The sequence below is a fragment of the Glycomyces xiaoerkulensis genome (genome assembly GCF_002798405.1).
Classification (GTDB): Bacteria; Actinomycetota; Actinomycetes; order Mycobacteriales; family Micromonosporaceae; genus Glycomyces; species Glycomyces xiaoerkulensis.
Genome location: NZ_PGGV01000027.1, coordinates 266,843 through 279,862, shown reverse-complemented (window position 1 = coordinate 279,862; position 13,020 = coordinate 266,843). Strand labels below are relative to the sequence as shown.

The 13,020-nt window shown below is 69.0% G+C and carries 13 protein-coding genes and 1 tRNA gene; 8 read left to right on the top strand and 6 right to left on the bottom strand.

All coding sequences use genetic code 11. The features are described 5' to 3' along the window. Window positions 1-225 precede the first annotated feature (225 nt). The 3 genes from CUT39_RS20245 to CUT39_RS09960 all read right to left on the bottom strand — a co-directional run bounded on the left by CUT39_RS20245 (window position 226) and on the right by CUT39_RS09960 (window position 2,756). A complete protein-coding gene (locus tag CUT39_RS20245; RefSeq protein ID WP_157930586.1) occupies window positions 226-1,011 on the bottom strand; it encodes a hypothetical protein in 786 nt (261 codons plus the stop codon). 117 nt (window positions 1,012-1,128) lie between these two features. Further along, the gene (locus CUT39_RS09965; protein WP_100446054.1) at window positions 1,129-2,589 is read right to left on the bottom strand and encodes a class II fumarate hydratase; all 1,461 of its coding nucleotides are present in this window, start codon (window positions 2,587-2,589) and stop codon (window positions 1,129-1,131) included. Between the two features lie 94 nt (window positions 2,590-2,683). Continuing rightward, window positions 2,684-2,756 (bottom strand) — tRNA-Asn (locus CUT39_RS09960). A gap of 249 nt (window positions 2,757-3,005) precedes the next feature. Between CUT39_RS09960 and CUT39_RS09955 the strand changes: the two genes are divergently transcribed. Beyond that, window positions 3,006-3,335, top strand: coding sequence for a hypothetical protein (locus tag CUT39_RS09955; RefSeq protein WP_100446052.1), 330 nt, complete (start codon window positions 3,006-3,008; stop codon window positions 3,333-3,335). A gap of 52 nt (window positions 3,336-3,387) precedes the next feature. Here CUT39_RS09955 and CUT39_RS09950 read toward each other — a convergent pair whose 3' ends face one another. Next, the gene (locus CUT39_RS09950) at window positions 3,388-5,865 is read right to left on the bottom strand and encodes a glycoside hydrolase family 3 protein (protein WP_100446050.1); all 2,478 of its coding nucleotides are present in this window, start codon (window positions 5,863-5,865) and stop codon (window positions 3,388-3,390) included. A 97-nt stretch (window positions 5,866-5,962) separates the two neighbouring features. Between CUT39_RS09950 and CUT39_RS09945 the strand changes: the two genes are divergently transcribed. From CUT39_RS09945 to CUT39_RS09930, 4 genes are all read left to right on the top strand, one after another. Next, window positions 5,963-6,853 carry a putative RNA methyltransferase gene (locus CUT39_RS09945; protein ID WP_100446048.1) on the top strand — a complete coding sequence of 297 codons (891 nt, stop codon included), beginning with the start codon at window positions 5,963-5,965 and terminating at the stop codon, window positions 6,851-6,853. A gap of 84 nt (window positions 6,854-6,937) precedes the next feature. Continuing rightward, entirely contained in the window at window positions 6,938-7,762 is an 825-nt protein-coding gene (locus tag CUT39_RS09940; protein ID WP_198587022.1) for a glutaminyl-peptide cyclotransferase, read from the top strand. 36 nt (window positions 7,763-7,798) lie between these two features. Next, on the top strand, window positions 7,799-8,965 hold the full coding sequence (locus CUT39_RS09935) for a hypothetical protein (protein ID WP_100446044.1): 1,167 nt from the start codon (window positions 7,799-7,801) through the stop codon (window positions 8,963-8,965). Between the two features lie 384 nt (window positions 8,966-9,349). Continuing rightward, a complete protein-coding gene (locus CUT39_RS09930) occupies window positions 9,350-9,604 on the top strand; it encodes a response regulator transcription factor (RefSeq protein ID WP_100446042.1) in 255 nt (84 codons plus the stop codon). 362 nt (window positions 9,605-9,966) lie between these two features. Here CUT39_RS09930 and CUT39_RS21770 read toward each other — a convergent pair whose 3' ends face one another. Next, the gene (locus tag CUT39_RS21770) at window positions 9,967-10,647 is read right to left on the bottom strand and encodes a transposase (RefSeq protein WP_114149492.1); all 681 of its coding nucleotides are present in this window, start codon (window positions 10,645-10,647) and stop codon (window positions 9,967-9,969) included. A gap of 439 nt (window positions 10,648-11,086) precedes the next feature. Between CUT39_RS21770 and CUT39_RS20240 the strand changes: the two genes are divergently transcribed. From CUT39_RS20240 to CUT39_RS09925, 3 genes are read left to right on the top strand one after another with little or no spacing between them, the layout of a single operon-like run. Next, a complete protein-coding gene (locus tag CUT39_RS20240; protein ID WP_157930584.1) occupies window positions 11,087-11,569 on the top strand; it encodes a hypothetical protein in 483 nt (160 codons plus the stop codon). 41 nt (window positions 11,570-11,610) lie between these two features. Next, window positions 11,611-11,787 (top strand): hypothetical protein, encoded by a 177-nt coding sequence (locus CUT39_RS20235; protein ID WP_157930583.1) that lies wholly within the window; start codon window positions 11,611-11,613, stop codon window positions 11,785-11,787. 25 nt (window positions 11,788-11,812) lie between these two features. Further along, on the top strand, window positions 11,813-12,055 hold the full coding sequence (locus tag CUT39_RS09925; RefSeq protein WP_157930582.1) for a hypothetical protein: 243 nt from the start codon (window positions 11,813-11,815) through the stop codon (window positions 12,053-12,055). On the opposite strand, the gene CUT39_RS09920 is transcribed toward CUT39_RS09925, so the two are convergent. Then, on the bottom strand, window positions 12,052-12,981 hold the full coding sequence (locus tag CUT39_RS09920; protein WP_100446038.1) for a carbohydrate kinase family protein: 930 nt from the start codon (window positions 12,979-12,981) through the stop codon (window positions 12,052-12,054). The two genes, CUT39_RS09925 and CUT39_RS09920, sit on opposite strands and share 4 nt — an antisense overlap. Window positions 12,982-13,020 lie beyond the last annotated feature (39 nt).

The following is a 13,020-nucleotide window of genomic DNA, read 5'->3' as shown; positions in this document are numbered from 1 at the left end:
CGCCCGTGAGCTTGCCGGATGGAAGATGTCACCGGTCGTGTTCACCCTTGTCGCATGAGTGACCTCCCGCCGTACTGGCCTTCGACCGAAGACCGCTGGGGCGCCGTGCCGAGCCCGGCCTGCGAGGCATCGCTGCCCGATCGGGTCCGCGAGGCGGCCCGCCTGGCCCGATCGAGGCCGGTGGCGGTCGCTCGGGCCGCGGCATGGCTCCACGGCGTCGACACGCTACCGCCGGGCATCGACCCGGCTGGGTGGCCGGCCGACGTCGCGGTGGCCGACCACGCCGCCGCAGCGGCGATGCCGCCCGGAATCAGAGCACACCGCTGGCCGATCCCGGCCGATCAGGTCACCGTCGTCGACGGCGTCCCGGTGACCACGCTCGAGCGGACCCTGGTCGACTGTGCGCGGATGCTGCCCCGGCTCGAAGCGCTCGCGGCGGCCGATCAGATACTGCGCCTCCGCGCCGACCTCGATCACGTCCGCTCCATCGCCGATTCGCGCCGGTGGCGGGACGGCCACCTGCGACGGCTCAGGGACATCGTGGCGATGGCCGACCCGCGCTCGGCCTCGCCGATGGAGTCGTGGTGCCGATGCATGATCGTCGACGCCGAGCTCCCCGATCCCCGGCCGCAGGCCCCGGTCCGCTTCCCGGACGGATCGACCGCCTACCTCGATCTCGGATTCGAGGACTACCGGGTCGCAGCCGAGTACGACGGGCGCGACCACCACAGCGACCGGGCCGACCGGGACCACGATCGCCGCCGCCGCGCCCGGATCGCCAGGGCGGGTTGGCGGATGAACGTGTTCCGCTCCGAGGCGGTGATCGCCGACCCGGCGCAGATGCTCGATCAGTTGGTCTGGGAGCTGCGGCAGGGCTCGTGGTCGCCGGGCCGCGACCGTCTGGACCGGACCCGGAAGCGCATCAACTACATCGCGATGCAGCGGCGGCTCGAGCGGGAACGGAAGTTCGGCGTCGAGCCCGGTCGGGAAAGCTCTGCGGCGGAGCCGCACCCTTTGCAGCCATTATGTCCCTTACGGTCCAAGACGCGTACCCTCCTCGGGTCAGGGGGCACACCGGCTGCAAAGGGACGGGCGCCGCCCGTGAGCTTGCCGGATCGATACTCGCGTTCAGGGCTCGAGGCCGAGGTCCCGGCGCGGGTGCCCGACCATGGCCGCCGGGTCGGCGATGCGGTCGAATTCGGCCGCGTCGACGCCGAGCTCGATCGCCGCCTCGCGCAGGGTCGTGCCCTCGGCGTCGGCCTTGTGGGCGATCGCCGAGGCCCTGTCGTAGCCGATGTGGGGGCTCAACGCGGTCACCAGCATCAGCGAGCGGCCGACGTAGTCGGCGACCCGCCCGGTGTCGAGCTCGATGCCCTCGACGCTGTGGAGGCGGAATTGCCGGCAGGCGTCGGCGAGGATCCGGGCCGAGTGGAGGACGTTGTCGATCACGACCGGGCGCATGGTGTTGAGTTCGAAGTCGCCGAGCGAGCCGGCCGAGGCGACGATGGAATCCTCGCCGATCACCTGGAGGCACACCATCGTCATCGCCTCCTGCTGGGTGGGGTTGACCTTGCCGGGCATGATCGACGACCCCGGTTCGTTGGCCGGCAGCTTCAGCTCGTGCAGGCCCGCCCGCGGGCCCGAGGCGAGCCAGCGGATGTCGCCGGCGATCTTCATCAGCGCCACCGCCGCGCCGCGCAGTCCGGCGCTGACGGCGACCATCCCGTCCAGCGAGGCCTGGGCGGCGAACTTGTTGGGGGCGGTGGCCAGCGGCAGTCCGGTCAGCTCCGCCAGCGCGGCCGCGATCCGCTCGCCGAAGCGGTCGGGCGCGTTGATCCCGGTGCCGACGGCGGTGCCGCCGGCCGCGAGGTCGCACACCGCCTCCAGGGACCGGTCCAGCCTCTGCCGCGCGCCGCGCAGTTGCGCCTCCCAGCCCGACCACTCCTGCCCGACGGTGAGGGGCGTGGCGTCCTGCAGGTGCGTGCGGCCGATCTTGACCACCTCGACCCACTGCTCGGCCTTGTCCCTGACGGCGTCGGCGAGCGCGTCGAGCTGCGGCAGGGTCCGGTCGCGGACGGCCTGGAGCGTGGCGATGTGCATCGCGGTGGGGAAGCCGTCGTTCGAGGACTGCCCCATGTTGACGTGGTCGTTCGGGTGGACGGGGGTCTTGGTCCCGAGCTCGCCGCCCAGGAGCTGGCAGGCACGGTTGGCGATGACCTCGTTGACGTTCATGTTCGTGTGCGTGCCCGACCCGGTCTGCCACACGTACAGCGGGAACTCGGTGTCGAGCTCGCCGGAGATCACCTCGTCGGCCGCGGCGGCGATCGCCGCCGCGAGCGTCCGGTCGATCCGGCCGTCCTCGGCGTTGAGCAGGGCGGCGGCCTTCTTGACGTACCCGTAGGCGCGGGCGACCGCGGTCGGCATTCGGTCGTCGCCGATCGAGAAGTGGATCAGCGACCGCTGCGTCTGGGCGCCCCAGTAGTGCTCGGCGGGCACCTCGACCGGTCCCATCGAGTCGCGTTCGAGGCGGGTGCCGGTCGCGCCGGTGCCGATCGGCACCGAGCGGAGTTCGGGCTTCTCAGTGGCCATAGCGCCACGATAGGGCCGCGCCGGGAACGGCGCGGGCGGAGCCCGGCAACGAGAAAACCGCCGCCTCGGCTGGAGGCGGCGGCCTGATGTGCTGCTCCCCGAGTTGGACTCGAACCAACAACCTAACGGTTAACAGCCGTTCGCTCTGCCGCTTGAGCTATCGGGGAAGGGATCTGGGCGGCTCGACGCCGCGCGGACCGGATACGAGACTACAGGAGCCCGGGGTCCGGATGCCACCGGGGTGGCTGTGGCCTGTATCCGTGCTCCGGGTGACCGGGGAGGAACGATCGGCTCCTTCGCAGCGGACTCGGCGAGTACGTTTCCCCCAAGGTCTGTCAATGGGCGCCGACATGCGGCAGAATAGCCTCTGTATGCGAAATCGCAGATTTACGGCTGCACAGCCGGGGGAGGCAACCATGCGCAAATGGTATTTCGTGGCCGGGCTCGCGATCGGCTATGTCCTGGGTACGAAGGCCGGCCGGGAACGGTACGACCAGATTCTGGACTGGTCCAGACAGGTCACCGGAAACGACCGTGTCCAGCAGGTGGCGACTTCGGTGAGGACGCAGGCCGAGAAGGCCGCCACCGCGGCGCAGGACCGAATGAAGGACACCAGGTTCGGTGAGATCGTCAAGGGATTCTCCGGGGACGAGGAGTCCCCCAAGGCGGAGCCGTGGGATTCGGCCGGTGTCACCACGCCCACCCGCAGCGACCGCGAAATGCGCGAGGACGCGGCGGGCTTCTAACTCGAACGAGTGAGAACGGGCGGGCGGGGCCACCGGCCCCGCCCGCCCGTTCTCACGCCCGCTTGATCGGACCGCTCAGCCGCAGATCGCCGACCGACCGGCCCGCCCGCACCGTCCACGTGCCCGGCACCGGCCTCCAGCCGGCCGCCTCGGCGTCCCAGTACTCGAACGAACGGCCCTCCAGCTCGACCACCGCCTCGGCCACCTCGCCCGGCCCGGCCTCGACCGCCGCGAACCCGGCCAGGCGATGCGCCTCGATGCCGCCGGGCACCACCGCCTCCGCCTCCGGCGCCAGGTACACCTGCACCACCTCGCGGCCGGCGCGCTCACCGTCGTTGCGGACCCGCACCCGCACCGTGTCGCCCTCGACGCTCAACGCCTCGTACTCCCAGGTCGTGTACGACAGCCCGTGCCCGAACCAGAACGCCGGCTCCAGACCGTGCCGCTCCCACGCCCGGTAGCCGATGAACACGCCCTCGTCGTACCGCAGCCGGCCCTCGGCGTCCGGCACCACCTGCGACACCGGCGCCTGGTCGAGCGACTTCGGCCACGTCGTCGGCAGCCGCCCGCCCGGTTCGGCCCCCAGCAGCACGTCCGCGAGCGCGTGACCGCCCTCCTGCCCCGGGAACCAGGTCAGCAGGATCGACGCCACCTCGTCCCGCCACGGCATCTCCACCGGCGACCCCGAATTCACCACCACCACCGTGTTCGGATTCACCGCCGCCACGGCCGACACCAGCTCGTCCTGCCGCCCCGGCAGCCGCAGATCCGCCCGGTCCCAGCCCTCCGACTCGGTCAATTCCGTGGTCGAGACCACCACCACCGCGATCTCGGAGCGGCTCGCGGCCTCCACCGCCTCGGCCAGCAGCCGGTCCTCGTCCGGCCGCGGCGCGGTGTGCATGAGCCCGAACAGCACCGACGGCGGGAACCCCGGCGGGCTCGGCAGCGGCCGGTACTCCAACCGGACCGCCACCCGCTCGCCCTCCTCCAGATGCACGGCCCCGCGCGCCAGACCCGGGCCGAAGAACGACTCGAACGGATCGCCCGACTCCGGCTCGTAATCGCCCTCGAACAGGGTCCGCCCGGCCACCTCCAGCCTGATCGAACCTGACCCGCGCGTCCCGAACACGTGCTCGCCGGACTCGGTCGCGGTGTACACGCCCTCCAGGACCGCGTGGTCGAACTCGCCGGTCGGCATGCCCGGCACGTACCCCATCCACTTCACATCGCCGTCGGCCAGCGGCTCGGACTCGCCCTCGGTCCCGTCGACCGCCACCGGCCGCACCCGCAGCTCGAAACCCTCCCGGGCCGGCAGGATCTGCTCGAACAGATCCACCCCCTCCCGGCAGGCCACCCGGTCGCCCAGCGCCGCCCGCAGCCCCTCCAGCGGCGAGACCACGTGCTCGGGGAACACCGTCGCCGAACCCCCGCCCAGCACCCGCGCCCGCACGGCGGCCGGACCGATCAGCGCCACGCTCGAGACCACATCGGCCGTCAGCGGCAGCAGCGGCGCCTCATCGCCCTCGGGCACCTCGTTCTTCGCCAGCACGAACGACCGCTGCGCGATCTCGCGCACGAACGAGCGCGCATCGTCCGGCCCCGGCACCGGCTCGGCCACCGCCGCCGGAACCCCCTCCAGCGCCCCCACGCGCGCGGCCAGCCGCAGCACCCGCCGCACCGCCGCGTCCACATCGGCCTCACTCGCGCGGCCCTCGCGCACCGCCTCGGCCAGCGCCGGCCCGTACACCGTCTCCGGCCCCGGCATCGCCACATCCATACCCGCCGCGATATCGCCGACCGTGTCCCGAGCGGCGGTCCAATCCGACACATTGAACCCGTCGAACCCGAACTCGCCGCGCAGCACCCCCATCAGCGGCCCGTGCGCGGTCATGGTCGACCCGTTCACCGAGTTGTACGCCGTCATCACCCCCCACGGGCGCACCGACTCGGCGATCATCTCGAACGGCCGCAGATACAACTCCCGCAGCGTCCGCTCATCGATCACATTGTCGACGGTGAACCGGTCGGTCTCGGCGTCATTGGCCACGTAATGCTTCATCGTGGTCCCGACACCGCCCTCCTGCACACCCGCCACATAGGCCCGCCCGATTAGCCCCGACAGCAGCGGATCCTCCGAGAACGCCTCGAAATGCCGCCCGCCCAGCGGCGACCGATGCAGATTGATCGTCGGCGCCAGCAGCACGTCCACCCGCTTCCGCCGCGACTCGGCCGCCAGCAGGTGCCCGATCCGCCGCACGAAAGCCGGATCCCACGACGCCGCCTGCGCAGTCGGACTCGGCAGCGCCAACGACGGATCGGCCGCCGTCCAGAACCGCCCCCGCACCCCGATCGGGCCGTCGGACAACGTCATCGACCGCAACCCGATCCCGGGCACCTCCACCAGCCGCCACATGTCCATGCCGGCCAGCAGTGCGGACTTCGTATCGAGATCGAGCCGAGCGAGCGCGGACTCCACCACCTCGTCGTACTCGGGACGGTCAGCGGGAACCGGCCATGCGGGGTTGCTCATGCCATGCCTTCCTAAAAACAGATCGTTCCGGGAAGTGTGCCATTGTTGCCCGGTAATCGGTAGGCGAAACCGAAGCCCCCGACAGGAGAGACGCCCTATGACCCTGCCCGCGTTGCAAGCACTCGCCTGCCCCAACTGCACCCGCCCGCTCGCCCAGACCGACCGGCGCCTCCACTGCCCCGCCGGACACTCCTTCGACCTCGCCAAACACGGCTACGCCCCCCTCCTCGCCCCCGGATCCAACGCCACCACCGGCGACACCGCCGACCAGGTCGAAGCCCGCGACACCTTCCTCGACACCGGCCACTACGACCCCCTCCTCGAAGCCGTCGCCGCCGCCGCGGCCACCGACCGGCCCGGCGCCGTCGTCGAACCCGGCTGCGGCACCGGCCACTACCTCGCCCGCACCCTGCAAGAAGCCCCCGACCGCGAAGGCATCGGCCTCGACACCTCCAAATACGCCCTCCGCCGCGCCGCACGCCGCAGCCCCCGGCTCACCGCAGTCCTCGCCGACGCCTGGACCCGCCTACCGGTACGCGACGGCGCCGCCGCCGCGGTCCTCAACGTCTTCGCACCCCGCAACCCCGCCGAACTCGCCCGCATCCTCCGGCCCGGCGGCACCCTCACCGTCCTCACCCCCCGGCCCGACCACCTCCGCGAACTGGTCGACGCACTCGGACTCCTCCAGATCGACCCCCACAAAACCCGCCGCACCGCCGGCCCGCTCGAGGCGGCCTTCACCACCGAGCACACCGAAGATCTCACCTACCGGATCCGCCTCACCCGAGCCGACGCCCTCCACCTGGCCGCCATGGGACCCAGCGCCCGCCACCACGACCCGGACGACCTCACCGCCGCCGTCGACCGCCTGCCCGAGCCGGTCGAAACCACCGTGGCAGCGACCGTCACCCGATGGCGGCGGCGCGACCAGACCACAGGTCCAGCCGACCCGATCGCCCCGCCACCGGGCGACGGCCATTCCCCCTGAAGGGCCCAGAACCGCCGCTTGCCCCGGTTTGTCTTCCCCAGTACGGTACGGAACGACGCCTGAAACCACCTGGAGATGAGTTCAGTGTTCGATCAGAGACGAGCACCGGCGGCCGCCGCCCTCGCGGCGCTGGCGGTCCTGGCCGGCTGCGGCACCGCCGACGCCGAAGCCGACGGCGACGACGAATCGCCCGACCGGTCCGGCGGCGACGAGGCGCAGCGGCTCACAGTGGAGGTCCTGGAGACCTTCGACCACGACCGGGACGCCTTCACCCAGGGGCTGGAGCTGCGCGACGGCGTCCTCTACGAGAGCACCGGGCAGTACGGCTCCTCGGACGTCCGCCTCGTCGAGCCCGGCACCGGCGAGGTCCTGTCCGTGCAGCAGCTCCCGTCCGACGAGTTCGGCGAAGGGCTCACCCTCACCGACGACGCCGTCTGGCAGATCACCTGGCAGGCGGGCCTCGCCTACCGGCGCGACCTCGACACGCTCGAGCCGGTCGAGACCGTCGACTACGAAGGCGAGGGCTGGGGGCTGTGCCACGACGGTGAACGGCTGGTCATGAGCGACGGCTCGGACACGCTCACCTTCCGGGACCCCGAGACGTTCGAAGCGCACGGCACGGTGGCGGTCACGCTCGACGGCGAGGAGCTCACCCAGATCAACGAGCTCGAATGCGTCGGCGGCCAAGTCTGGGCCAACGTCTGGCAGACCGACCGGATCGTCCGCATCGACCCCGACTCGGGTCGGGTCGGCGCGGTCGTGGACGCCTCCGGTCTGCTCACCGACGACGAGGCCGGCCCGGCCGACGTGCTCAACGGCATCGCCGCCGCCGAAAACGAAGGCGAGTACTACATCACCGGGAAACTCTGGCCCCACCTGTTCCTGGTCCGTTTCGTCGAGGGAGCCTGATTCGCGCCACTGGTGGCGATGCGCCATGATGAGGTCATGGCCATCACCCCCCTGGACCGATTTCTGGAGTACCAGATGCACCTCTTGAAGGACTCCGGACAGCCCCGCCCCTTCGCCGCCTGGCGCCAAGACCTCATCACCGCCGCGCTGTCGGCGTGGTTCTTCGGCGGTCTCGTCCTCGACACCAACGCGCACGCCCGCGAATGGGCCGAGGGCTTCTTCACCTGGTGGCACCTGGCGTTCTACACCGGATTCCTCGCCACCGCCGCCTGGATCGCCTACCTGATGTACCGTGCCCACCGCGGCGACGGCCGCACCGGCAAGGCCGCCGTGCCCCACGGCTACGGCCCCGCCGTGATCGGCGCCCCCCTGTTCATCGTCTCCGGCCTGGGCGACATGCTCTGGCACCAACTGCTGGGCGTGGAGGAGAGCCTCGACATCCTGTTCAGCCCCTCCCACCTCGGCCTCGCGGTCGGCGGCATCCTCGTCGTCCTCGCCCCCTGGCTGTCGGCCTGGCGCCGCGCCGGCCTCGGCGCCGAACCCGAACCGGTCTCGCCGTTCGTCCGGTTCGCCGCCCCGGCCCTGTCGCTCGGGTTCGCCTTCGGCGCGGTGGTGCTGTTCCTCGGCTACCTCGTGGCCTTCGCGCAGACACCGCTGGAGACCGCCCTCGCCCTGCGCGGACCGGAATTCGCCTCGTTCCCGGTGGCCGCCATCATGTTCACCACCGTCGCGGTCCTGGCACTCGTCCTGATCGTCACCGGACGGTTCGGCGTCCCGCCGGGGTTCTTCACCGTCGCGTTCGCCTACCCGGCGATCATGGCCGCCGCCTCCGAAGGCTTCGCCAACGACGGCTACGCCTGGCTGTTCCTCGCCTCGGGCGCCTGGGCCGACTTCCTCACCTGGCTGGTGCGCCCGGACCTGCGACGCCGCCGCGACCTGATCACCTTCGCGGCCGGCTGGGCCGTCCCGGTCTGGGCCGCGTACTTCATCGTCACCGGCGGGGCGACCGGCATCTGGCCGGCGCCCGAGATCGGCCTGGGTGCCCCGATCGTCGCCGCGCTGGTCGGCACGGCCTTCATGCTGGTCGTCCAGCCCGACCGCGGCGGCAGTGTCTCGGCGGAGTCCTCCGAGCCGTCCCCGTTCGACGACGTCATGGCCCGCGCCAAAGCCATGACCAGGAACCGGGGCGGCGACACGGGTTAGCGCCAATGCCGTTCAGTTAGCTCAGGTGTGGATGTCAAAACCGATTTACTGGCAGTGTGCAACGCTATGTGACACGATTTGCATTCGAAACCCATCTGGCGCAACGAGCTTGTGAAGAAGAGCCACTGTATACCCGAGTGGTACCATTATGGCGCAGAGGATCTCATCGTCGGCCGTCGCCAAAACCGTTTCGGGGACATTGCTGCAGGTAGTATGAACCTCACTTACAGCAATCTACTTGTGAAGCCGCCGCAATGAAACCATCCAGCGTTGAACTCTGCTCGCTCCGAACTCGGAGTCCCACGCTGAGTGCATGATTTTGATAGCCTTGGCCCGAAATGTACTCCTCCTCCTGGAGCGTCGGCGAACCCCGAGGACAAGCCGATGGACGAGAGGTCATACGACCACCTCACTGAATGCCTGATGACGAGACGCCAGCACCACATCCTGGTGTTGATGGCCCATGGCCTCAGCTACGAGCAGATCGCAGATCGCATATTTGTGTCACCCAGCACGGTGGAGCGCGACGTCTCGAGAGCCGCACGGAAGCTCGGTGCCTCAAACCAAACCGCTCTCGGTGCGAAGGCCTATGCTGCAGGTATTCTGCGAGACGAACATCTTCCGAAGCGCGGCAAGTGACGAACGAAGTAGGCAAACCTGGCCATGGTTACTCAGAGCTGCAATTTCTTTAGCTGGCTCCGATAATGAAGAGCGCCCCTTCACCTGCGAAGACGTAAGTGTCTAGAACACGAACTCGCGAGAAGACGGGGGACCTTCTTGGTGCATCGTAGCGGCTGGGCGCGTGAGTTGGGCGTGGAGGTATCGGGGAAAGGCCCGGTCGGCGACGGCCGGGTGGTTTTGCTACGGACGGCCGTCGACAAATGCGGCCTGACCAGGGCACTGACTGCTAGGATGGCCGATTCGCCGGTAGCGTCATGGGTCGACCGGACGAGATGTGTTGGTCTGAATCGCGTGCGCGATCGCGATGGGCGCGACTGGATTCACCGATGTAGAGCGGATGCGCTACCACTACCACACGGCGCCAGGTTAGGAGTCTGGCCGGACTCGAAGATCGATCGGATGCTGGCCGCACTCGCGAGCGGCCCGCTATCATGGCAGCCGTAATCCGTTATGGGCCTTGCGTTTCTGCTGGTAGTGCGATTGGCGTGCGCGGGTTTGGTGTCGCAGTCTCCACCGGGAGGCGGCCAGGGCTTATTCGAGGGTGCGGGCGGGGTGGAGCACTGTCGCCAGGAGACGACGGATCTCGGGGACTGTGACGTTTCCCAGCCCGCGTGGGCTTTTGGGTCCGAGGCGGCGGTCGCGGTGAGGAAGGCGTGGGCGAGCATCGCGATGGTGATGTGCCGGTACCAGCCGTTCCATTTCCGTACCTGGTAGTGGTCGAGCCCGCACTCGTTCTTCGCAGCTTGGAAGCACTCCTCGATCGCCCACCTGGCCCCGGCGACCCGCACGACCTCCTCCTGCTCGACCGAGTCGGGATGAAAACACAGATGGTAGGCGATATCGGTCGGGTCCTCGATGGAGCGGCGGGCCAGCAGGGTCCAAGCGAACCCGACCGGGACATCGCCGAAGTTCGAGACCGTGGCCCAAGCCCAGTCGTACTCACGCTCGCCACGCGCGCCGGGACCGGCCGAGACACGAAGAATCGAGCTTGATGACGACATCCCGCCATGACCTGACGAGATCACGTCAACATCGACTGTGGCTCTTGCCAAACGGACACGCAGACCTGGATGATCGAGATACCGGCATCAGGATGTCGAACGGAAGGGCCTGGCGCGAGGATTGAAGGTCCACATCGCGCCAGGCAATCAAGACCGAGAAAAAGGAAGGCAGTGCCATCACGACTCCCGGCTCCGTCGAGGATACCAGCCTCGTGTTGACCTGCCGGAAAGGACAACAGTGTCAACAAGCGTTGATCAACTCAGAAGCCGCAGTCGTCCATCGAAACCGATTCGGTTCCTATTCGCCGTACTCCTCGGCATCGCGGTTGCCTGGGCCCCTGCTCAAGGAGCCACGGCCAGCGCTGGACCCGATGGACCAGATGACTCGGCAACCACCATTACCTGGACCGGCGAGTCTGGGGCGGCGAACAGCGTTCGTGTGCTCTCCGCAGAAGAGGTCCTGGAACGGGGACTCGACCGCTACGTCGACATGGAGCACTACCGGTCCCAAACCCCGAGGTTGCTCTCCGAAACCGAGATCCTCACTCCAACCCGGATCAGCGACTTCTCAACCACCGGCGCCCAAGCCGCCTCATGCTGGGATTACTCGTTCTGGTACGGAGACACAGACCCCGACCTCTACGGGCAGACAGACGTTACGTGGTGTGGCGACGGCGACTGGGTGACCTACGATAGTTCCAATTGCTGGGGCACCGATGGAGGATATCCGACCTACGAGTTCCTCGGATGCGACAACTCAACAAACTTCGGCGATGGATGGAACGTTTACGAAGTCAAGACTAGTTACCATCTGTGCCCTGCGTGGAACCCAATCTGGGGCAGCTGTGTGTCTGACCATACCGGGTGGCTTGAGTACCAATTCCAGGGAGACGGCGGCGTAACTAAACTCGGGGGTTCGTAGCGAATCTACGGGGAAGCTATGAGGTGAGAAGGGAATCGGCGATGAAGAAACCCACTACCATGACCGTCATAATAGGAGTGATCCTCGGAATCCTAGGGGTGATGGCGGTGGTGATCCTGATCGGAGTGATCATGGCGCAATGGTCAGCAGGTGACAGCGGTGACGCACCGCCGGCCGAACCAGTCTCACCGGTTTCCTCCCCGGTCGACCAAGAGTGAACTTCTGGGGCTCGGGGGTGGCCAGTTGGCCTCCCTCGAGCCTTTCGGGCTCCTCGGGGCGCGCGAGAAATCGATACTGAGTCTTCGTCAAAAGATCGGCCTGGGTGCCCCGATCGTCGCCGCGCTGGTCGGCACGGCCTTCATGCTGGTCGTCCAGCCCGACCGCGGCGGCAGCGTCTCGGCGGAGTCCTCCGAGCCGTCCCCGTTCGACGACGTCATGGCCCGCGCCAAAGCCATGACCAGGAGCCGGGCCGGCGACACGGGTTAGCGCAGCGCCGCCAGGCTCGCCTCCAGCAGCGGCCGGTCGATGAACTCCGAGTGCGTGCCCTCCTTGCGGCAGGCGAAGGCGCCGGCGACGCGGCCGGCGTCGATCGCCGCCCCCAGGCCGTCGCCGCGGCCTCGCGCCCACAGGAACCCCGAGACGAAGGCGTCGCCGGCGCCGTTGGAGTCGACCGGCCGCCACGAGGACCATTCGGGGACGGCGCCGGCGAGCTCGGCGACCGGGTCGATCGCGGCGTAGGGGACCGTCTCGCCGCCGCGTTCGAGGTAGTAGCCGCCTTGCTCGCCGGCGGTGGCGACCACCAGCGAGGCCCGGCCGTTGTCGAGGATCCAGCGCATTACCCGCTCGCGGGCGCCGCCGAGCTTGACCGTGGACACGAACACGATGTCGGCGGCGAGGGCGTAGGCCCTCTGGTGCTCGGCCTCGCCGTCCCAGGCGTGCAGATCGGTCGAGACGGTGGCGCCCTCCGGCAGGTCGCCGAGCATGGAGCGGGTGACGCCGGAGACCCCGATGTGGAGGTGCGCGGCCCCGGCCTGATGCGGACGGTAGAACTCCGGCGGCAGGCGCAGATCGGGCGCGTGACGCCCGTCGTAGAAGGAGAAGCGGCGACCGGCATCGTCCACCAGGTTGACCGAGCGCGACGTGCCCCGCTCCGAAACCAGGTGCCGGAAGTCCAGGCCCTGGTCCCGATAGTGGCGCAGAATCATCGCGCCCTGCTCGTCCTCACCGATGTAGTCGATGAACCTGGTGCGCATCCCCAGGCGCAGGCAACCGAGCGAGACCCCGTTGCCGGTGTGGGCGACGTAGTCGCGGATCGGCTCCACACTCAGGCTGTCGCCGCCGAAGGCCTTGATCTGCGGCACCCGGACGATCGTGTCGACGCCGACGCCGCCGGCCACCAGGATATCGAGCATCAACCCACCACCCCTGCACTGTGCATGCGTAGAACCGAG

Bases quoted from the DNA above. Each gene is read 5' to 3' on its own strand.
- CUT39_RS09965 (WP_100446054.1), bottom strand. From the start codon at position 2,589: ATGGCCACTGAGAAGCCCGAACTCCGCTCGGTGCCGATCGGCACCGGC.
- CUT39_RS09955 (WP_100446052.1), top strand. From the start codon at position 3,006: ATGCGCAAATGGTATTTCGTGGCCGGGCTCGCGATCGGCTATGTCCTG.
- CUT39_RS09950 (WP_100446050.1), bottom strand. From the start codon at position 5,865: ATGAGCAACCCCGCATGGCCGGTTCCCGCTGACCGTCCCGAGTACGAC.
- CUT39_RS09945 (WP_100446048.1), top strand. From the start codon at position 5,963: ATGACCCTGCCCGCGTTGCAAGCACTCGCCTGCCCCAACTGCACCCGC.
- CUT39_RS09935 (WP_100446044.1), top strand. From the start codon at position 7,799: ATGGCCATCACCCCCCTGGACCGATTTCTGGAGTACCAGATGCACCTC.
- CUT39_RS09930 (WP_100446042.1), top strand. From the start codon at position 9,350: ATGGACGAGAGGTCATACGACCACCTCACTGAATGCCTGATGACGAGA.
- CUT39_RS21770 (WP_114149492.1), bottom strand. From the start codon at position 10,647: ATGTCGTCATCAAGCTCGATTCTTCGTGTCTCGGCCGGTCCCGGCGCG.
- CUT39_RS20235 (WP_157930583.1), top strand. From the start codon at position 11,611: ATGAAGAAACCCACTACCATGACCGTCATAATAGGAGTGATCCTCGGA.
- CUT39_RS09920 (WP_100446038.1), bottom strand. From the start codon at position 12,981: ATGCTCGATATCCTGGTGGCCGGCGGCGTCGGCGTCGACACGATCGTC.